At 66.2% G+C, this 19,578-nt stretch carries 14 protein-coding genes and 1 riboswitch; of the genes, 3 read left to right on the top strand and 11 right to left on the bottom strand.

The features are described 5' to 3' along the window. Positions 1-44 precede the first annotated feature (44 nt). From ACVOMM_RS08900 to ACVOMM_RS08880, 5 genes are all read right to left on the bottom strand, one after another. Entirely contained in the window at positions 45-2,960 is a 2,916-nt protein-coding gene (locus ACVOMM_RS08900; protein WP_481526135.1) for a TonB-dependent receptor, read from the bottom strand. 169 nt (positions 2,961-3,129) lie between these two features. Then, entirely contained in the window at positions 3,130-4,068 is a 939-nt protein-coding gene (locus ACVOMM_RS08895; RefSeq protein WP_283219382.1) for a FecR family protein, read from the bottom strand. Between the two features lie 105 nt (positions 4,069-4,173). Further along, entirely contained in the window at positions 4,174-4,680 is a 507-nt protein-coding gene (locus ACVOMM_RS08890) for an RNA polymerase sigma factor (protein ID WP_053519189.1), read from the bottom strand. Positions 4,681-4,759: 79 nt separating this feature from the next. Further along, the gene (locus ACVOMM_RS08885; protein ID WP_180875874.1) at positions 4,760-5,236 is read right to left on the bottom strand and encodes a hypothetical protein; all 477 of its coding nucleotides are present in this window, start codon (positions 5,234-5,236) and stop codon (positions 4,760-4,762) included. Then, positions 5,236-5,736, bottom strand: a complete 501-nt coding sequence (locus tag ACVOMM_RS08880) for a hypothetical protein (RefSeq protein ID WP_180875873.1) — start codon at positions 5,734-5,736, stop codon at positions 5,236-5,238. Before ACVOMM_RS08880 ends, ACVOMM_RS08885 begins: the two co-directional genes overlap by 1 nt. A 187-nt stretch (positions 5,737-5,923) precedes the next feature. Between ACVOMM_RS08880 and ppa the strand changes: the two genes are divergently transcribed. Together ppa and ACVOMM_RS08870 are read left to right on the top strand one after the other, a co-directional pair. Next, the gene (gene ppa / locus ACVOMM_RS08875; RefSeq protein WP_180875872.1) at positions 5,924-6,463 is read left to right on the top strand and encodes an inorganic diphosphatase; all 540 of its coding nucleotides are present in this window, start codon (positions 5,924-5,926) and stop codon (positions 6,461-6,463) included. A 151-nt stretch (positions 6,464-6,614) separates the two neighbouring features. Further along, positions 6,615-7,736, top strand: coding sequence for an HDOD domain-containing protein (locus ACVOMM_RS08870; protein ID WP_053519181.1), 1,122 nt, complete (start codon positions 6,615-6,617; stop codon positions 7,734-7,736). 68 nt (positions 7,737-7,804) lie between these two features. Here ACVOMM_RS08870 and ACVOMM_RS08865 read toward each other — a convergent pair whose 3' ends face one another. From ACVOMM_RS08865 to thiC, 6 genes are all read right to left on the bottom strand, one after another. Beyond that, positions 7,805-8,014 carry a hypothetical protein gene (locus ACVOMM_RS08865; protein ID WP_053519179.1) on the bottom strand — a complete coding sequence of 70 codons (210 nt, stop codon included), beginning with the start codon at positions 8,012-8,014 and terminating at the stop codon, positions 7,805-7,807. Between the two features lie 166 nt (positions 8,015-8,180). Beyond that, the gene (locus ACVOMM_RS08860) at positions 8,181-11,060 is read right to left on the bottom strand and encodes a TonB-dependent receptor plug domain-containing protein (protein WP_053519177.1); all 2,880 of its coding nucleotides are present in this window, start codon (positions 11,058-11,060) and stop codon (positions 8,181-8,183) included. Positions 11,061-11,109: 49 nt separating this feature from the next. After that, positions 11,110-12,009: a helix-turn-helix transcriptional regulator gene (locus ACVOMM_RS08855; protein ID WP_053519175.1), complete on the bottom strand. Its 900-nt coding sequence runs from the start codon at positions 12,007-12,009 to the stop codon at positions 11,110-11,112. A 114-nt stretch (positions 12,010-12,123) separates the two neighbouring features. Beyond that, a complete protein-coding gene (locus tag ACVOMM_RS08850) occupies positions 12,124-14,436 on the bottom strand; it encodes a winged helix-turn-helix domain-containing protein (protein ID WP_346475419.1) in 2,313 nt (770 codons plus the stop codon). 260 nt (positions 14,437-14,696) lie between these two features. After that, on the bottom strand, positions 14,697-15,368 hold the full coding sequence (locus ACVOMM_RS08845) for an ion channel (protein WP_053519170.1): 672 nt from the start codon (positions 15,366-15,368) through the stop codon (positions 14,697-14,699). Between the two features lie 97 nt (positions 15,369-15,465). Next, positions 15,466-17,310, bottom strand: a complete 1,845-nt coding sequence (gene thiC, locus ACVOMM_RS08840) for a phosphomethylpyrimidine synthase ThiC (protein ID WP_065175099.1) — start codon at positions 17,308-17,310, stop codon at positions 15,466-15,468. Between the two features lie 82 nt (positions 17,311-17,392). Continuing rightward, a riboswitch (TPP riboswitch) is annotated at positions 17,393-17,493 on the bottom strand. A 245-nt stretch (positions 17,494-17,738) separates the two neighbouring features. On the opposite strand from thiC, the gene ACVOMM_RS08835 reads away from it, so the two are divergent. After that, entirely contained in the window at positions 17,739-19,316 is a 1,578-nt protein-coding gene (locus ACVOMM_RS08835) for a BCCT family transporter (RefSeq protein WP_053519166.1), read from the top strand. The last annotated feature ends 262 nt before the right edge of the window (positions 19,317-19,578 follow it).

The raw sequence follows: 19,578 nt of genomic DNA, 5'->3' as shown, positions 1-19,578 counted from the left end.
GCGGACCAAGGTCCGCACCCACCGAAGGCGCTCTGCGCAGGTAATCAGTACCTCCAGGTGAACGCAAGGCGCGCGGTACGGCCCGGGGCGGGCATCACGCCCAGGGCGAGCGGATCGAGATAGTAACGATCCGTCACGTTGTCCACATTCGCCTCCACCGACAGCTGGTCGCTGAAGCGCCAGCTGGCGAACAGATCCACCAGGGTGGTGGGCCGGTACAGCTGCTGGATCGCCGAAAGGCCGACATTCCAGTCCTTGTCCAGTCTGCTGATCGGGCCGGCGTTGTGGATCACCCGGGTGCCGAAGGTCAGGCGCTCGTCGAACAGGCGCGATCCAGCCGTCAGGTTCACCATGTAGCGCGGCGGGTTCTGCGTATTGGTGTAGGAACCCTCGAAGCCACCGTCCACGCAGTTGGGCGTACTGGCCAGTTCATCATTGTTGCGCTGTGCACCGTACGCCCGGCGCTCGGCGGCGATGTCCGGGGCGCAGGTCTTGGCCTTGAAGTAGTAATGCGCGGACAGGTCGGCAAATACCTTGCCGCTGTCATAGCTGGACTGGAACTCCATGCCTGAGACCTTGAACTGGTCGACGTTGCGGATCAGGCCGGCCGACAGCGTGCGGTAGTCACGCGTGATCAGGTCATCAATGCGCGTATCGAAGTACGCCAGCTTCAGCGCCAGGCGATCGCCGGCGGTGAACAGGTCATGGTGGACGGTGCTGGCACCGATTTCCCAACTGCGCGCGCGCTCCGGCTTCAGCTCTCCGACGGGTTTGGCGGCGGTGAACAAGCCCAGTGTCGTCTCGAACAGGCTCGGAAGCTTGGTGCCCTCGGCGTACTTCACGTAGACCATCGTGTCCTCGCTGAAGCGATAGGCCACGCTGGCGGTGGGTGAGAAGGCACTGTCGCGGCGACGGATCGGCTGCGACCAGGTCCAGCTGACCGGCACCTCCAGGTCTTCCGGTGCGTCAGCGTCGTAGAAGTTCCAGCCACCGATGTCAGCCACCGTGCCTTTCTTGTACGGCGAGGCCAACAGCGAGGCCTGGGTGAACGCACCATCGGCGTCCGGATACCAGTTCAGCAGCGCGATGCGCTTGGCGCGCCAGGAGGGCAGTGCCGGGTTGCCATCCAGCAGCTCGGTGTAGCGGTACTGTCCCTGCACTTCATAGGCATCGGGTGTGGCCAGACGATTGCGGTCATGCACGTCCACCCGGTTCCAGCGGCCACCGGCCATCAACTCCCAGTGTTCGTCGGGCTGCCACTTCAGCGACGCCACCGCACTGTATTCCTTGCGCTCAGCGTTGCGCAGGAAACGGTTGTTGACCAGATCATCCTGCTTGATCGGTGCGGAGCTGCCCGGTGCGATGTCCTCGTCGCTGTAGGACAGGCCGTAGTCGAGCGTGAACACGCCTGCACGAGTGTCGAAGATCGAGGTGTTGCTGGCATCCAGGCCGAAGCGCTTCTGTCGCAGCGGATTGCGGTAGGCATCCTTGTAGCCCGGATCGCCGCTGAAACTCGGCGCGTCGTACCACTCGGTACGGCGGTCGAAGTACCACGGCGTGATGCCGGTCAGGCTGTTGTACATCACGCTGTCAGCATCGGTGTACCAGGCGTTGACGCGCAGATCGATCCGTTCGCTGTCTGGATCGAAGCGATAGCGCAGGCTGTAGCTGTCCATGTCGACGTGGCCGGGATCCCACTGTGGGATGCGATCCCGCTCAACGCGGATGATCTGCGAGGCCATGATCTCGCCGGCGCGGCCCTCATAGCGGCGATAGCCAGCTTCGAGGGTCTGCGCATCGTCGATGCGCCAGGTGCCCTTGAGCAGGGCCGACGTCGAGCGCGAGGAGGTGTTGAACACTTCGGTGCGCGGCGGATTCAACGGTGCCAGCGTGCGCCGGGTCTGCGGAAAGTCATCGTATCCGTGCCTGCCGGAGAAGTAGTTGCCGTTGTCGCGGTGGGCGTACGCCGCGACCAGATCGAAGCGGTCCCACTGCCCAGCGGCGGCAACGTTGAAGAACTGGCTTCCGGTGGCGCTGCGGTCCGTCCGGGGCACGGCGCTGTAAGCCGGCACGCTGTTGGCGCTGGCGTTGGCCAACCCAGCGCGCACGCGGACGCCGACGTCGCGGCCCTCGCGCAGGATGTCACCCACGTTCAGCGTCTCCATCTCCACCACGCCGCCGATGCCGCCGGACGCGTTGGCCTGCAGGCTGGGGCCCTTGGTGATGGTCAGGCGTGAGATCAGGTCCGGATCAAGATAGCTGCGCTGTGACTGGCCGGCGTAGCCTCGGTAGGTGTCCATGCTGGACTGCCCGCCATCGATGATGACGGGCACGCGGCTCTGGCCCTGGATGCCGCGGATGTTCACGTCGAAACCGTTGCCCACGCGCGGATCACCGGCGGTGACCCCGGCCACGCCCTTGACGATGTCGCCGCTGGATGTGCCACGGAAGCGCTCCAGCGTTGTGCGATCCAGCGTGGTGGTCGAGCCGACGCTGCGATAGGTGTCGAGCAGGCGCGCCTCGTCGCTGCCGATGCCTTCAGCGACGCGATCGCCGGCCACACGCAGCGGGCCGGTGATGGTCGGCGATTGCGCCTGCAGGGCGCCGGCCGCTGCCAGTGTCACTGCACCGTCGCCGACACGGCGCACGCCCATGCCACTGCCCTGCAGCAGCCGCGCCAGCGCCTCGTCTGCGGTGAGCGGGCCGCTGACCGCCTGCGACGTGACGCCGCTGGCCAACGCAGCCGGATAGACCACCTGTACGCCGGACTGCCGCATGTAGCTGCGCAACGCGCTGTCGAGCGGCTGCGCGGGAATGTCGAAGCGCTGCGCGGCTACCTGCGGGTTGGCAGTATCCTGGGCCAGCGCGGGCGGTACTGCGCCGGCAATACCGGCGGCGAGCAGTGCGACACACAGTCGGGACGGGCGCGGAGTGCGGCCCGGACGTGGGGAATCGAACATGGAGAAACCTGTCAGGAAAGCGGAGCCGCAGGCGCGGCGTCATCCACGGCACGCGTGGACACGGCGACGTACGTGGCGGCTGCGGGTACGTTCGTGGAGTAAGACGAACGGCAGCGCCACAGCCCCAAGGGGGATCACTGCCGATCACGTCTCCACACGTGACACGGCGTCATCTGTGAACGATGACCACACCCATCGGCAGGCGGGTGATCCTCAGCCCCGTCGTCTCCGCGAGTGCATCCAGGGCCTGTTCGGGGCGATCGATACGCAGTGCGGCGCTCACGGCCGGCAAGGTCGAAAGGTCGCCCTGCACGAAGGTCGGACCAGCACGATAACGACCAAGCAGATGCACTGCATCGGCAACATTGGCCTGCTCAAGCAGCAGTTCGCCCTGGCGCCACGCACCCACGCTGTCGGCAGCGACATCGCTCAGGCGGACGACGCCGGACGCGGAACCGTACTGCGCACGCTGCCCCGCCTGCAGATAGGTCCAGCCACTGTCGGCCGGGGCGGCCACGCGCACCCTGCCCTGCCCGACCTGGGTTTCAACCGCTTCCTCGACCCGCGACACGGAGAATGCCGTGGAGATGTCTTCAACCACGCCGTTGCCTGCGGCCACGCTGAAGCGCCGCTGCGGATCGGCGACCACCTCGAACCAGGCGCGGCCACGCAGCAGATCGACCCGCCGAGTGCCCGCATCGAAGTGCACGGCGATCGCGCTGTCCGCGTCGAGCACCGCACGGCTGCCGTCGGGCAACTGCACATGCTGGACGCTCTGGCGGCTGCGGTGGTCCGCCTGCAGGCGCAGGGACGCCTCGGGCCAGACCATCAGCATCGCCAGGGCGGCAGCGGCAGCCGTCATCCAGCGCAGCCGCTGACGCCGGCGCCGCACCGCAGACGCGACAGCCGGTCGAGGGCCGAGGCTGCGCCACAGCGTGCGCTGCTGCTCGAAGGCGTGGCGATGGCCCGGTTGCGCCAGCCACTCTTCGAATTCGCACATGCCAGCATCGGTGATGTCGCCCGATGCCAGCCACGCGATCCAGCGCATGGCCTGTTCGGCCACGACGTCTTCGCAGGCGGCGGGAGAAGAAGTGTTCGGCGGGCTCATTGGCTGGCGGACAGGAATACTCACGCGCGGGGAGAGGGAACTGGACCGCAGGTACAGTCCAGCCATCAAGACGTTTGAACCAGGCCCATCCCCAAGCGCGTCCGCTCAGCGGCCGCTGCGGGCCCAGGCCAGGCGCTGCAACGCGGCGCGGATGTGGTTCTCCACGGTGGTGACCGACACGCCAAGGCGACGCGCGATCTCGGCCTGGGTCAGGCCCTGCAGCCGATTGAGGCGGAAGATGGCACGGGTCGGCTCCGGCAGGTGGCTGGCCGCATCGAGGACACGCTGCAGCTCATCCTGCGCCATCACCTGCTCTTCGGTGGACGTGGACGTAGCCTCGTCCGGTCCCCACAGGTAGTGATCGGCCAACAGGCGGTTGCGGCGCGTCGACTCGCGTCCATGATCGGTCGCCAGGTTGGCTGCCAGGCGGTACAGATAGGCCCTGGGATTGTCGATCAACGGGGCGTTGCCCACCCCGCGGGCCTTGAACCAGACAGCCTGGATCACGTCCTCCGCACCCGGGTCGCCCCCCAGGATGCGCTGCACCCGGCGCAGCAGCGCCGGCCGCTCTCGGATCAGCAGTTCGGTGAGGGTGGCGGCATTGGATGGCATGCGCGGAGCCGGTACGACGGGAGGGCGCCGCGCATGCTACACCGTCAATGCGAATCAGTCACGTTCTCATTTGAGAGAATCACAGGCAACCGATCAGCCCCTCGTGAATCGAAATGCGGCTGCCTGGCGGCGTGACATGGATCGCACGGACGGGCGCGGCCTGCTCCAGCGCACGGAGGAAGTCCTCAAGCCGTGTTCCCGTCGCCACGGGCAGTGGACAGGCGAAACTGCGCAGGTCGACATCGATCCGTCCATCATCAGCCACCGTGGTGGCGCTGCCGGCGAAGGTCCAGATGCAACTCTGGATGGCGCCGCTCGCCGCATGCACCGAGCAGCGCAACCGCATCGGCAGCAGATTGCTGTATTCGCCTTCGCAGAAGGTGTCACCGCAGACGTGGTCAAAGCTCTGCCGCAGCGACCGTTCGACCGCCAGGAAGCGTTGCCACCCAGCCGCCTGGCTGGGGAACAGGCGTGCATCCACATAGGCCGGCGCAGCGTGTGCCGCGCCGGCCAGGCCCATCAGGCCTGCAAGAACAACCCTCTTCAGCGCGCGCATCAGGCGGCCCTCCCGGCATTGCCCGGCCGCCCCAGGCAGGTCGGCAGTGTGTCGAAGACCGTCACATCGGTTCCGGGGAAGGGCTCGAACGCGCCCTCCTCCTGCTCCAGCGTCGCGTGGAACACCTCCACCGGAATCCCCTCCCCAAGGGTGACGGGGCAGATCCAGCGCGCATTGTCCACCTGCACTTCGCCGCGGACCGGTTCGACCTGCAGCTCGCTGGCCACGATGCCCCAGGCGCAGTGGCGTACGATACCGGCGTCGGCCTGCACGGCACAGCGGAACGTCAGTACCCGGTAGTTGCTGTACTCACCTTCGCAGAAGGTGTCGGCGCAGATGCCGTCGAACTCGCGCACCAGCGACGCCTGCAACCGGTGGAAGCGGTGCCAATTGGCTTGGGGCGAGGGGTAGTCGACAAGGTCGACATGGCTGGCGTGTGCCAGCGCCGGCAGGGTTGCGAACAACAGGAACGTGCCGCAGCAGCGGGTTGTCCAGGACATGGCGGATATCTCCCAGGGAACGAGCCAGCAGCCTGCGCCGGCCGGCCTTCCGGGCCCATCGGGCAAGCCGGGCGCCGCAGGTCGTCCACCTGCGCAGCGGCCTGTAGGGGTCGCCCCACCTGCACAGCGGCCTGCAAAGGCATAAAATGGACGGCTATCCGCCTACATCCCCACCTGGAGCACGACCATGGGTCTGGAACTCGTCTCGCCCGGCAAGAACCCGCCGGAAGAAATCAACGTCATCATCGAGATCCCGAAGGACTCGGAGCCGGTGAAGTACGAAGTGGACAAGGAAACCGGCGCGATCTTCGTCGACCGCATCCTGTCGACCCCGATGCGCTACCCGTGTAACTACGGCTACGTGCCCAGCACCCTGTGCGGCGACGGCGATCCGGCCGACGTGCTGGTGGTGCTGCCGCTGCCGCTGGTGCCGGGCTCGGTGGTGCGCTGCCGCCCGGTCGGCGTGCTGAAGATGAGCGATGAGGCCGGCAGCGACGAGAAGATCCTGGCCGTGCCGGTCGCCAAGATCTTCAGCGGCTATGCCCACGTGGAGGACATCGAGCAGGTCTCCAGCCACTGGCTGGAGCGCATCGGCCACTTCTTCGAGCACTACAAGGACCTGGAAAAGGGCAAGTGGGTCAAGCTCGACGGCTGGGGCGGTGCGGCGGAAGCCAAGCAGATCCTGGTCGAAGCGCACGCGCGCTACCTGGAAGGCAACAAGGCCTGATCCTGAACCGCGTCGCTCCGGTGTGTCCTGCCGGAGCGATGCGGGTCACGTTTCAACACCGCGGCACAGCACTCCGGGTGCTGTATTAGGTAAATTGCGTCACTTCACACGTCGTCGACATCCAGCGTCGAGACAGCCAGGGGATTGTGTCGTGCGTATTCTGCTTGTTGGAGATGCAGCCAGCCTGCCGGCCGAGCTGACCGAATTCATTGCCGATCTTGGGGAAGACTGGCAGCCGTTGACCGCCGCCGACGGCCACACCGCGATGACGGCAGTGGCGACGCAGGGCGTGGACGCGGTGATCGTCTGCCCGCAGCTGCCGGACCTCAATGCCACCACCTTGCTGGGGCAGATCCGGACACTGCGCCCGGAAACCATCCGTATCGCCCTGGTCGATGCCCAGCACGGCAACCGGCCACCACCGGCGCGCCTGATCGGCGTTGCCCACCGCTTCCTGCCGCTGCCACTGGCGCCGGAAGTGCTGCTGGAGGCCTTGACCAGCCTGGAAGAGCTGCGCGAGGTGCTGGACAGCCCGCGCCTGCGTGATGCCATCGGCCGCATCGAGAAGCTGCCTTCGCCGCCACACCTGTACCTGAGCCTGACCCAGGCCCTGGAACACGATGACGATACCGACAGCGCCGACGTGGCCAAACTGGTCGCCGCCGATCCTGCCATCGCCGCGAAAGTCCTGCAGCTGTCCAACTCGGCCTTCTTCAGCCAGGGCCGCACCATCGCCGATCTGCGCACGGCGGTCACCCGACTGGGCCTGTCCACCCTGCGCGACCTGGTCCTGGCAAGCGAGGTGTTCTCGGCACCGACGCTGTCTGCGGCCGAACGCAACTCGCTGCAGCAGCGCGCCCTGCTCGCCTCGCGCCTGGCCGCCCGCCTGCTGCCCGATTCCAGTGCGGAACTGGGTGCCACCGCGGCGCTGCTGGCTGACATCGGCCTGCTGCTGCCGGGCGTCCGCAACGAGCGCAGCGAGCCTGCGCTGGCCGGCGACCTCCGTCCCGGGCACGCCGAAGCCGGCGCCTACCTGCTGGGGCTGTGGGGCCTGCCGATGCCGATCATCGAAGCGGTGGCGTTCCACCTGCAGCCGCAACGCGCCACGACCCGCAGTTTCTGGGTGACCGGCGCGGTGCACGTGGCGCTGGCGCTGGTCAACGGCGATCCCGTTGACGAGGACTACCTGCAGCGCGCAGGCGTACTCAATCGATTGCCGCAGTGGCGTGAGCATGCCAATGCACTGATGGGGCTGACACCCACTGACGCCTGAGCAGCACGCGGGCGACTGCCGTCACCTCGCATGAGGGCGCGTCCAACGGACGCGCCCTTTTTTCTCTCTCAGCGCTGCGGACAGGCGTCCAGCACGCACAGACGCCATTGACGCTCGCACAGGGCCGGGGCGTTGCCCTTGGCCAGGCACTCCAGCCGGAGTTGCTCGCAGTACACACCGCCGCCGCAGACGATGATGTTCTGTGCGGACAGCGAGCCCACCAGCGTTGCATAGATCAGGACGGCGGCCGATACCTGGCGGAAAAGCGTGCGCTTCATATCCATCTCCCAGTGTCCGGTATTGGACGCACCTACTGTGCTGAATGCGACAAGAGCAGACAGTGACCGCACTCACTTTCCCGACCTGATCAGAATTCCCTTACAGAAATGAAAAGGGCGGACCTTGCGGTCCGCCCTCCTCGTTCTGCTATCGCACTTCGATGGATCAGAAGCGCTGGGTGTACTTCATGTACAGGAAGCGACCCACGTCGAAGCCGCCGTAGTAGGCGAAGCTCGAGTTCGGCTGGGTGAACATGATCGGACCCTTGTGGTCGAACACGTTGTTGGCGCCCAGCGCGATGGTGGCATCCCACGGTGCCTTCCAGCTGACCTGCAGGTCGTGGAAGGTGTTGGAGCCGGTCTTGCGCAGCGGCGACTTCTCACCGTTCTGGTAGCGGTCGGCGTCGTCGCACGGACGGTTGGCCACGCAGGCTTCGTTCATGCCCGAGTAGTAACGCGCGGTGTACGCCACGCCGAAGTCACCCTTCGACCAGGTCAGGCCCAGGTTCGAACGCACGCGGAACAGGCCCGGCTCACCGACACGGCCGATGGTGATGTTGTCACCGTCAGCGTTCTGGCCCTGCTCGTCGTACTTGGCCAGGTAGCTCGTCTGCCAGTCGATCGCGAACTGGCCGATGGCCAGCTCCGGCAGGCGGTACTTGATGCCCAGGTCGTAGCCCTGGGTTTCCATCTGGCCGAGGTTGGCCAGGCCGTAGGTCATGCCGTTGATGTGGCCATCGCCTGCACGGGTGTGCGCGGCGCAACGCGAAGCATCGCCCAGCACGTAGCAGTCACGCAGGATGCGGTCGACGCTGTCAGCGATGATCATGTCGCTGATTTCGTACTTGTACCAGTCCAGCGAGATGTCCAGGCCCTGCACCCAGCGCGGGCTCCAGACCAGGCCGACGGTGGTGCTCTTGGAGGTTTCCGGGGTCAGGTTCGGGTTGGCACCCGAGATGAACTGGTCCGGCGTCGCACACGGGGTCGAGGTGCACGGAATCAGGCCCTGGCCCAGCTGGGTGTAACCGACCGGGACGCCCGCCGCCGAGCAGGCCGCGTTGCCGTTGACCGAACCCGGCGCGGTGATGCCGCACGGATCGGTGTACGACTCGAAGCTGCTGCTCAGGCCACCGTACAGGTTGTCGATGGTCGGAGCACGGAAGCCCTCAGCCCAGGTACCGCGAACCAGCAGCTCGTCCAGCGGACGCCAGGTGAAGCCGAACTTCGAGTTCAGGGTGTCGCCGAAGTTGCTGTAATCCGAGTAACGGGTCGCAGCATTCAGGGTCAGTTCCTTGGCAAACGGCATGTCCGCCAGGACCGGCACGTTCAGTTCCAGGTAGACCTCGTCCAGCGAGTACTCACCCTGGGTGGTCTGCGCGCCCAGGCCGGTGGACTGGCCCGACTGTGCGAAGGCGTCTGGCGAGAAGCGGCCTTCTTCCTTGCGGTGCTCGACGCCCACGGCGAAGCCCAGGTCACCGGCCGGCAGGGTCACGATCGAACCCGACAGGTTGGCGGTGAAGCTGGTGGTCTTGGTCAGACCGGTATCGGTGAAGTACGGGAACAGGAAGTCCTGGGTGGCCTGGTCGGCCAGCGAACCGGCACCGGCAACGCCGAACGGCAGCAGCGGGTTCCACGGACGGCAGCCGCTGGTGGCGAGCGGATCGGACATGCTGGTGCCGCAGCGGGCGACGCCATCAGCACCGATGAACGAAGCGCCCAGCGCCTGTTCCGATGCGATCAGGCTCATGTCGCCGTGACCACGCTTGGTGGTTTCGTTGCGGTTCCACAGCGCGCCGACGTCCCAGTCGAAGGTCTTGCCGGCGAAGTCGAAGAAGCCGCTGATGCTCGGGGCGAAGCGCAGGGTCTTGACCTGGCTTTCGGTGGTGCGCGGCACTTCCCACAGACGGCGGCGGAAGGTCAGGTCTTCACCGGTCGGGTTGAACGCGCTGTCGGCCGACAGCGGGGTGTCGAAGGATGCCGACTGGTACGGATAGCCTGCGATCTGCTGGGTGGTGTTGCGCTCGTTGTAGAGCACGTCAGCGTTGAACGAGATCGCGTCGGTGAAGTCGTAGTTGCCGTTGACGTACAGCGACTTACGCTCGATACCGGTCTGCACCATCATCTGCTGGTTGGCATTGACGGCGTCAGCGGAGGTTTCCAGACGGTAGTCGGCGCGGTTGGCCGGGTTGCCGCCATCACGCAGGGTGTACCAGCGCTGGTCGCTCGGGCCGACATAGCCCGGCTCGCCCTGCTTCAGGTTCGGGGTGACGCACGGGTCGCAGAAGCCACCCTTCTGGTTGATCGGGCTGGCGCCCGAACCCGGGTAGTTCGGGCCGGCGTTGCCGTCACGGCTGAACCAACGGTCCTTCGCCCACACCGGATCCTGCTTGGAGTACTCGGCGGACATGGTGACACCGCCGCGCTCGCCCATGCTGCCGAGGGTGAACGAATAGGTTTCGGTGTCGCCGTCGCCCTTGCCGTACTGACCGACATAGACGCTGGCTTCAGCGCCGTCGAAGCGCTTGCGGGTGATCACGTTGACCACGGCCGCGATGGCGTCCGAACCGTAGATGGCCGAGGCGCCGTCCTTCAGGATCTCGATGCGCTCGATGGCGGCCATCGGGATCTGGCTCAGATCCTGGTAGCCGGCGGTGGTCGCGCCCAGGCGCTTGCCGTTCATCAGCACCAGGGTGCGCTGCGCGCCCAGGTTGCGGATGTCGACGTAGTAGCCACCGACGTTTTCGCCCGAAGCCAGCGACTCCGAACGGGAGATGGCCGGGGAGCCGGCCGAGGTCAGGTTCTGCAGGACGTCGGCAACCGAGGTGTAGCCCTGCTTTTCCAGGTTCTCACGGCTCAGGGTGACGATCGGCTGCTGGGTTTCAACGGCAGCGCCGCGGATGCGCGAGCCGGTGACCGAAATGCGGTCCAGGTCGGTGGTGCCCTTTGCTTCCGGTGCTTCCTGTGCGGAAGCGAAGGCGGGCGCCAGCGCCAGCGCAATGCCGGCCGGCAGCAGGCCGAACCGCACTGCGGGGTTACGAACGTTCATCAATCTCTCCAAGGTACGTGTTAGCAGCGTGTTAAAACACCCCAGCACGTTACGATTGCGTTGCAGCGCTGTATTTGCGCGAACCAACCAGAGACTTTGCGGATTGTGGCGGGAGCAAGCCGCCGTTTTCCCTGAAGCGCGAAGCGGACTGCCCGTAGCGGGCGCGGAACGCCCGGGCGAAGCTGCAGCAGTTGTCGAAACCACTGGCCGCGGCGACCTCTCCCACCATCATGTCGGTGTCGCGCAGCAGGTCGGCGGCGCGCTCCAGGCGCAGCCGTGCCGAAAGCGACTGCGGGCTTTCTTCATACAGGCTCTGGAACGTCTTGGAGAGATACCAGCTGGAGAAGTTGGTCAGCTCGGCCAGTTCGCCGATGCGTACGACGCGGTGGCTGTTGCCTTCCAGATAGAGGCGGGCGCGCTGCATGCGACCGAACACCTGGCGCTTGCGGCTGCGCGAACGGCCAGGGCAGCGCTGCACGTTGTCGGCCAATCCACGCTGCAGGCCGGCCAGATGCAGCAGCAGCGGGCGCAGGTGCTGCGCCGGGTGGCCACTGGCCAAGGCATCACGCCACAGGCGCAGCGCGACGCGAGCGTCACTGCGGCCCATCCGGCCGCGGCCCGCGTACAGGCCGCAGTCGGCCATCTCCGCCAGCACACGCAGCGCTTCCACGTTCAGGTTCAGGCCGATGCACAGCCCGTTGCGCCCTGCCTGCACCAGCGGGCGCGATTCCTTCTCGAACGCGATCCATTCGCCGTGGCGCAGGCGGAAGCGCCCCTCCTTGGCCTCCACCCAGGAGCTGCCGCGCACCTGCATCCACACGGTGAAGCTGCTGCCCGCGGTCTGCAGGCTGCCGAGCCGGGCAACGCCCAGACAGGTCGGCACGACGTCATCGAGTGCCTTGTCCAGGGAGACGGATTGGCCACGATCGGCCAGTGAGAGTTGACGCATGGTGCACCACGGATTTGCCAAGTACAGGCCTCCGTTTTGCCCAATCAGGCGGCACCGCGTCAGGAAAGACCGACGAGATCGCCACGAATTCGCGGCGAGATCCCGACGAAAAAATTACGAAGGCCCATTTCCCTTGAACATCAACATCTTGGAGAAGGCCGGGAACAGCGCTGGCGCCTTTTCGGGCAGCCGCATCACGCCGATGTCGGCGCCATCACTGACTGCCAGAGCGACAAACAGGGCCGTCCCGTCTGCGCTGGCGCTGAGTCCGTTGCTCGCGCTCAAGCGCTGCGCGTCCAGGCAGCGCCCGGCATCCTCCTGCCCGGCGGCGATGCGGACGAGGATGGTGCTGCAGCGGGTGGAACTGCCGAGATATCCGATGCTGTCGTGGCCGGCAACCGTCCACGAGCGGTAGCGCCAGCGGCTGGGTTTGTCCTCGCTGATCTGCCGCACGCTGTCCGGGGACAGCGCCGCGTCCGCCGCCCACAACCCCTCCGCCGCCAGGCGGGTGAACAGCACCCGACGGCCTGCGCGGTCAAAGCGGACCTGGGAGACGCCGTCGATGCTCGCCAGCCGCCGCCAGGGTTGGGTGCTGCGATCGAACAGACTGAGCCGCGTACGCTGGTCGACATCACGTTCGACCACCAGCAGCTGCTCGGGCGTGGCGCCATACAGCGCCTGCAGCGGCTGTTCGGCGGGCACGGGCAGCGGTTGCAGACGCTCGTCGCGGGGTGCGATCTCGTAGACCACCGCGCGACCGTGTGCATCGCGCCCAACCACCAGAAGTTGCCGGCTGTCGGCCGACCAATCGGGGGCCTGCCGTGCTTCCGGGCGCAGGCCCTCGATCGGCCGCAGCGAATCGGGGCGTTGCATGTCCGCCCACCAGAGAGCGAAGCTGCCCGAGCGGTCAGAGGTGAATACCAGCTGGCGACCGTCCGGTGCTGCCATCGGTTGACCATCGCGGCCGCTGGACGCAAACAGGCGCTCCGGTTCACCGCCCTGCATCGGCACCTTGAACACGCCGAACTGTGCACGGCGATGGACGAAGGCCAGCATGCCGCCATGCCGCGATACCGCCGGCCACTGCGCATCGTCCAGTCCGGCATCACGCAGCGTGCGCCGCTCGATGTCGAGGTAATAGAGCCGCACCTCGCTGTCGACCCGGCGGCCGAACACGATGGTGCGGCCGTCGCCAAGCCAGGCCCATCCGCGCAGCTCGGCCGACTCGCTGGTCAGCTGCTCCGGCGTGCCACCCGCGGCAGGAACCCGCCACAGGTCGCCCATCTGCGGGTTGCGCACGAACACCAGCCATTTGCCGTCCGGCGAATAGCGCGGCGCGTAATCGAAATCGTCCTGATCGACGGCGTACTGCAGCGGCTGCCACTGTCCGCTGGCCAGATCGAGTACTCGGATACCGCGGTGGGCATAGCGGCCCACCATGCTGCCGAATACCAGGCCGCGCCCGTCGGGTGTCCAATCGAAGCTGAGCAGCTCGGTGCCATCGCAGCGCGTGGCCTGGCGCAACGCGCCGCCGGTCGCACTGGCGATCAGCACCTGACAACCCCCATCGGCGGAGAAGCGGGCAAAGGCGATGTCGCGTCCATCCGGCGACCAGTTCGGGAAGCGATCAACCGCACCCGCAGGAGGAACAAGCAGCTGCCGCGCCGGCGCGTTGCCGGACGTCTGTACCTTGATCGCACCGCCGCCCAGGCCATCCTCGCTGGCACCTTCGTAGGCCACCTGCGAACCATCCGGCGACAGCGTGGGATAGGTTTCGAAGCCTGCGGTGGCGGTGATCAGCCGATAGGGCCGCTGCGGGCTGCCGATCACCCGCGTGCCGTTCTCCACCGCCGCCTCCACCGGAGAGCTGGCCGGCGCACGGCGCAGCAGCAGGACCGTCATCACCAGCAGTGCGGCCAGCATCAACAGGCCCAGCACCAGCAACAATCGACGTCGCAGGTAGCGCCAGCGACGGCGTCGCATGTCCTCCGGGGCTGGCGTGTGCACTTCCATGGCCGCGTTGGAATCGCCAGCCGCGCCTTCGGCATCGACCGCCAGTTCCGCTTCGGGCTCAGGCATGGCCTGCACCGGCACGCGCAGGCGGTAGCCGGTCTTGGCGATCGTCTCGATATACGCCTGGCCGTTGTCATCGTCGTTGGCGAAGGCTTTGCGCAGCTGGGTGACCGCCTGCGTCAGCACATCGTTGGTGGGCAGCGTATCGGGCCACACCTCGGCGAACAGTTCTTCGCGGGTGACCACGCGCCCGGGTTGCCGCAGCAGCACACGCAGCACGCCCAGCGCCTTCGGCGTCAGCCGGCGCGGGCGACGCGCGCCGGCAACTTCGACCTCTCGCGAGGACAAAGTGACGACACATTCGCCAATCCGGATCCGATCAGATTCGGTGGGCTGGATTTCGCTGCGGTTCATTTTTTGCTAAACAGTAGAGACAGTTTCCGGGCAGTGTTCGCCTTCGATACCGTCCCCAACGGGGAACAGCGAAAAGCCAGACTCCGCACAAAGCATCGGCGCATACCGCAAAAACAATGGAGCGCGCGAATACTAGCCTATGCCGGTTACCTCGCCTATCGCGTGGTCGACATCAGGCTCTCTCTCGCCGACGCATTCACATAACTTCGCACCATCATTCGCGCCCTTTCGGGCGCGAAATTTTTATCTGCCATTCATTTTCAGAAACGCCGCAGCATGGTCAATCCGACCAGCCGCGAAACCACCAAAGCCACGTACATCACGCCTGAGAACTGCTCCAGCATGACCAGTGCGCGTGCCTGCGGATGCAGCGGCACGACATCGCTCAGGCCGACCCCGGACAGCAAGCTGAAGCTCAGATAAAGCAGCTCCATCCAGCTTCGCTGAGGTCCCTCGCTGCTGCCCTGGAAGCTGCCCGGATACCACTGTTGGCACACCCCGAATGCGAAGGCGAATGCCCACGCGAGCAAGGTGAAGGTGGCGCCGGCCGCGAACAGTTCGTCGCGGGTGACTTTGTGGTCCTGCAGCATGTAGGCGATCAGGGCGCCGGCCGTATAGAAGTAGAGCAGGCTCTCCAGCAGCTGCGCGGTGGTCACCAGCGCGGCGCGGTCCAGCAGCGCGCCGGCGATGGAGAACACCACCGCCGGAATCGCCAGCAGCAGTGCCAGCCATGTACCCAACGGGCTGCGCTGGACCACCCACAACGCCAGGCCCAGCACCGCCATTCCAAACATGCCCAATGCGGCGCGGCCGGCGGCCGTGTCGTCCAGCGCGGGATACAGCATCACCGCCAGCAGCTGCGCGCCCAGCAGCCACGCGGACGGATGGCGGCGGGCGATGGCCAGCCAGCGGGTGGTCACGGCAACAGGCATGGCGTCCCTTCCCCGGAAAGATGGGCGGAGGATAACGGGATGCGCGTGAGGCGCGCGATGCAGCGCCGCCGGGGCACGCCCGGCGACGCCAGTCCGATCAGCCCTGCTGGTAGACCTCCGCGCCCGCAGCGCGGAACTGCTCGGACTTCTCCTTCATTCCGGCCTCGGCGTACTCGCGCACGTCCTGGGTGATCTTCATCGAGCAGAAGTGCGGCCCGCACATCGAGCAGAAGTGCGCCAGCTTGTGCGCGTCCTTGGGCAGCGTCTCGTCATGGAATTCCTTTGCCTTCTCCGGGTCCAGCCCGAGGTGGAACTGGTCTTCCCAACGGAACTCGAAGCGCGCCTTGCTCAATGCGTTGTCGCGGACCTGCGCGCCCGGATGCCCCTTGGCCAGGTCGGCCGCATGTGCGGCGATGCGATAGGCCATGATGCCGTCGCGCACATCCTGGCGGTTGGGCAGGCCAAGGTGTTCCTTCGGCGTCACGTAGCAGAGCATCGCGGTACCGAACCAACCGATCATCGCTGCGCCGATGGCACTGGTGATGTGGTCATAGCCGGGCGCGATGTCCGTGGTCAGCGGCCCCAGCGTATAGAACGGAGCCTCACCACATTCGCGCAGCTGCTTGTCCATGTTTTCCTTGATCAGCTGCATCGGCACGTGCCCGGGACCTTCGATCATCGTCTGCACGTCATGCTTCCATGCGATCTTCGTCAGCTCGCCAAGCGTTTCCAGCTCGCCGAACTGCGCCGCGTCGTTGGCGTCTGCGATGCAGCCCGGGCGCAGCCCATCGCCCAGCGAGAAGGTCACGTCGTAGGCCTTCATGATTTCGCAGATGTCCTCGAAGTGCGTGTAGAGGAAATTCTCCTTGTGATGGGCCAGGCACCACTTGGCCATGATCGAGCCGCCGCGACTGACGATGCCGGTCACCCGCTTGGCGGTCAGCGGCACGTAGCGCAGCAGCACGCCGGCATGGATGGTGAAGTAGTCCACGCCCTGTTCGGCCTGTTCGATCAACGTGTCGCGGAAGATCTCCCAGGTCAGTGCCTCGGCACGGCCATCGACCTTCTCCAGGGCCTGATAGATCGGCACCGTGCCGATCGCCACCGGCGAGTTGCGGATGATCCACTCGCGGGTCTCGTGGATGTGCTTGCCGGTGGACAGGTCCATCACCGTATCGCCCCCCCAGCGGATCGCCCACACCAGCTTCTCCACTTCCTCGGCAATGCCGGATGACACCGCGCTGTTGCCGATGTTGGCGTTGATCTTGGTCAGGAAGTTGCGGCCGATGATCATCGGCTCGCTTTCCGGGTGGTTGATGTTGTTGGGCAGCACCGCCCGGCCACGGGCGATTTCGTCGCGGACGAACTCCGGGGTGATGATCTTCTGGATGGATGCGCCGAAGGCTTCGCCCGGATGCTGCTGCAGCAGGCCTGCATCGCGGATCGCGTCCAGCCGCTGGTTCTCGCGGATGGCGACGAATTCCATCTCCGGCGTGATGATGCCGCGGCGCGCATAGTGCATCTGGGTGACATTGCCACCCGCACGGGCGCGGCGCGGCAGGCTACGGGCCGGGAAGCGCACCGCATCGAGCTTCGGGTCGTGCTCGCGATCGCGGCCGAAGGAAGAGCTCAGGCCATCAAGCTGTTCGGTGTCACCCCGCGCTTCGACCCAGGCACGGCGCAGGGCCGGCAAGCCCGCGGACAGGTCGATGCGCACGTCAGGATCGGTGTAGGGGCCGGAGGTGTCATACACCGTGACCGGCGCGTTCTCTTCGCCGCCGAACAGGGTCGGCGTGCGGCTCAGTGTGATCTCGCGCATCGGCACGCGCAGGTCCGGGCGCGAGCCGGTGACATGGATCTTGCGCGAGCCGGGAATCGGCCGGGTCACGGATTCGGAGAGTTGCTGGGCCTGTTGCTGCAGGGCGGAGAGCTGTGCGTTCATCGGGCATCGTCCAGGAGGGTCAGGGACGAAGCGGCGGCGCACTGCCCCCGCACGCGGACGGCCCTTGGGCCGCGTCCGGGTTCGGTTGCATTGCAAAGCTTCCCTACGCCGGTATGAGCCGGATCAGGTTCCAAGGGACTGTCTCAACCGTGGCCGATGGCCGCGGTACCCCCGCTTCTTGCCGGCATTAGACCATAAGAAGTCCTGCAACAGGGCGAGCCCACGGGGCGGCTGCGCGTCACGCGCCATTGATGAATTAACGCAACCATGACGTCGCGTTCAGTAACGTGCACGCGCATCGTGTCGCTGCGACCGATGACGCATCGCCGCCATCGCGGCCCCTGCCCGGCTAGCGCTCGAGTGCCGCCGGCCCCTCGCTGCAAGCATTTGCTCGCTCCCTCAATCCCTTTGATCGGAGAAGCTCCTTCATGGTGTTTCGTGTTTCCATCGCACTGGTCCTGTTGCTGGTGCTGCTTGCCGGCGTAGCGCCCGGTCCCTTCAACGCCGTGGTGCAGAGCATCCTCGGCGAACTCATCCGCGGCATCGGCTGGCTGTACCTGCTGGTGGTGTTCCTGGCGCTGGTGTTCCTGATGTACCTGGCGTTCGGCCGCTTCGGCAACCTGCGCATCGGTGGCGAAGACGCCGAACCCGAATTCTCGCGGGCCAGCTGGATGTCGATGCTGTTCGCCGCCGGCATGGGCATCGGCCTGGTGTTCTGGGGGGCGGCCGAGCCGATCTCCCACTTCAGCAAGCCGCCGGAAGGACTGGCACCGGAAAGCATGGACGCCGCACGTGCAGCGATGCGCTATGCGTTCTTCCACTGGGGCCTGCATCCGTGGGCGATCTACGCGCTGATCGGTCTGGCAATGGCGTGGTTCCAGTTCAACCGCAACGGCCGCGGGCTGGTCAGCGACATGCTGCAGCCGATCATCGGTCATCATCATCGGGGCTGGATAGGACGGATTGTCAACATTGCCGCGGTGGTGGCCACGGCAATCGGTGTGGCCACCACGTTGGGCTTCGGCACCATCCAGATCGCAGCCGGCATGCAGCGCGTGTTCGGCGTGCATGCCGGTGTGCCGCTGCAGCTGACCATCATCGCCGTCGCCTTCGTGCTGTACATGGCCTCCACCCTCAGCGGCGTGGAGCGCGGCGTGAAATGGCTGTCGAACTTCAACCTGGCGCTGGCCGCCCTGCTGCTGGCACTGGTCCTGGTGCTCGGGCCGACCGGCGCGATCTTCAATACCTTCACCACGACGCTGGGGTCCTACCTGAACCAGCTGGTGACGATGAGCCTGCGCATGTCACCGTTCTCCTCCAGTACGTGGGTCGCCGACTGGACGATCTTCTACTGGGCCTGGTGGATTTCCTGGGCACCGTTCGTGGGTTCGTTCATCGCGCGCATCTCGCGTGGCCGCAGCGTGCGCGAGTTCGTGGTGGGCGTGGTACTGGCGCCGACGCTGCTGGGCTTCTTCTGGTTCTCGGTGTTCGGTGGCACCGCGATCTGGTCGCAGATCTTCGGCCATGCAGACCTGGTACAGGCGCTGGGCAACGGCTATGAGACCGTACTGTTCACCCTGTTCGACAGCATGCCGCTGCCATTGCTGCTGTCGTGCATCGCGCTGGTTCTGCTGATGATCTTCTTCGTGACCTCGGCTGACTCGGCGGTGCTGGTGCTGGCCAGCATGTCCACCGACGAGGCAGGCGACCCGCCCGCCAAGCGCAAGCTGGCCTGGGGTGTGGGCATCGCGCTGATCGCAGGTGCGTTGCTGCTGGCCGGCGGCCTCGACGCGCTGCAGGGCATGATCACGATCTCGGCACTGCCATTCGCGCTGCTGATGGTGCTGGTGATGGTCTCGCTGTACCGGGTACTGGACCAGGAGTACACGCGGGAGCGGCGGCAGGCACAGCGCCAGCGGCACATGATCGATGCGTGGATCGCGCGCGAAATGGCGGCACAGGAAGAAACCCAGGCCGAAGCAGCGCGCGCGCAGGATTCGGATTGAGGGTGTTCGGCAGCCTGCGCCGGAAAAACACGAAGGGGTCGAATCCGTTTCCTCTGGAAGACGGATCCGACCCCAACCCACAGCGCGCGGCTGTTGCTGTTGCTTTTGATCTTCTTCTTTCTCTTCCGTGGCTGACGCGCACGGAAATTGTCGGGGGGCGTGCGGGTGGGAAGGACGGGGGTGTCCGCCGCCAGGGGTGCGCCGGCACGCCGACAAGGGCCGATTAACGGCCTCCCCCGCGCAACCCACGGGCCCCCCCCCA

Source organism: Stenotrophomonas sp. STEN009 (assembly GCF_056760395.1).
This window is presented reverse-complemented; position numbering and strand designations above follow the sequence as displayed.

Coding starts and splice junctions, on each gene's coding strand:
- ACVOMM_RS08900 (WP_481526135.1), bottom strand. CDS start 2,960: ATGTTCGATTCCCCACGTCCGGGCCGCACTCCGCGCCCGTCCCGACTG.
- ACVOMM_RS08895 (WP_283219382.1), bottom strand. CDS start 4,068: ATGAGCCCGCCGAACACTTCTTCTCCCGCCGCCTGCGAAGACGTCGTG.
- ACVOMM_RS08890 (WP_053519189.1), bottom strand. CDS start 4,680: ATGCCATCCAATGCCGCCACCCTCACCGAACTGCTGATCCGAGAGCGG.
- ACVOMM_RS08885 (WP_180875874.1), bottom strand. CDS start 5,236: ATGCGCGCGCTGAAGAGGGTTGTTCTTGCAGGCCTGATGGGCCTGGCC.
- ACVOMM_RS08880 (WP_180875873.1), bottom strand. CDS start 5,736: ATGTCCTGGACAACCCGCTGCTGCGGCACGTTCCTGTTGTTCGCAACC.
- ppa (WP_180875872.1), top strand. CDS start 5,924: ATGGGTCTGGAACTCGTCTCGCCCGGCAAGAACCCGCCGGAAGAAATC.
- ACVOMM_RS08865 (WP_053519179.1), bottom strand. CDS start 8,014: ATGAAGCGCACGCTTTTCCGCCAGGTATCGGCCGCCGTCCTGATCTAT.
- ACVOMM_RS08860 (WP_053519177.1), bottom strand. CDS start 11,060: ATGAACGTTCGTAACCCCGCAGTGCGGTTCGGCCTGCTGCCGGCCGGC.
- ACVOMM_RS08855 (WP_053519175.1), bottom strand. CDS start 12,009: ATGCGTCAACTCTCACTGGCCGATCGTGGCCAATCCGTCTCCCTGGAC.
- ACVOMM_RS08850 (WP_346475419.1), bottom strand. CDS start 14,436: ATGAACCGCAGCGAAATCCAGCCCACCGAATCTGATCGGATCCGGATT.
- ACVOMM_RS08845 (WP_053519170.1), bottom strand. CDS start 15,368: ATGCCTGTTGCCGTGACCACCCGCTGGCTGGCCATCGCCCGCCGCCAT.
- thiC (WP_065175099.1), bottom strand. CDS start 17,310: ATGAACGCACAGCTCTCCGCCCTGCAGCAACAGGCCCAGCAACTCTCC.
- ACVOMM_RS08835 (WP_053519166.1), top strand. CDS start 17,739: ATGGTGTTTCGTGTTTCCATCGCACTGGTCCTGTTGCTGGTGCTGCTT.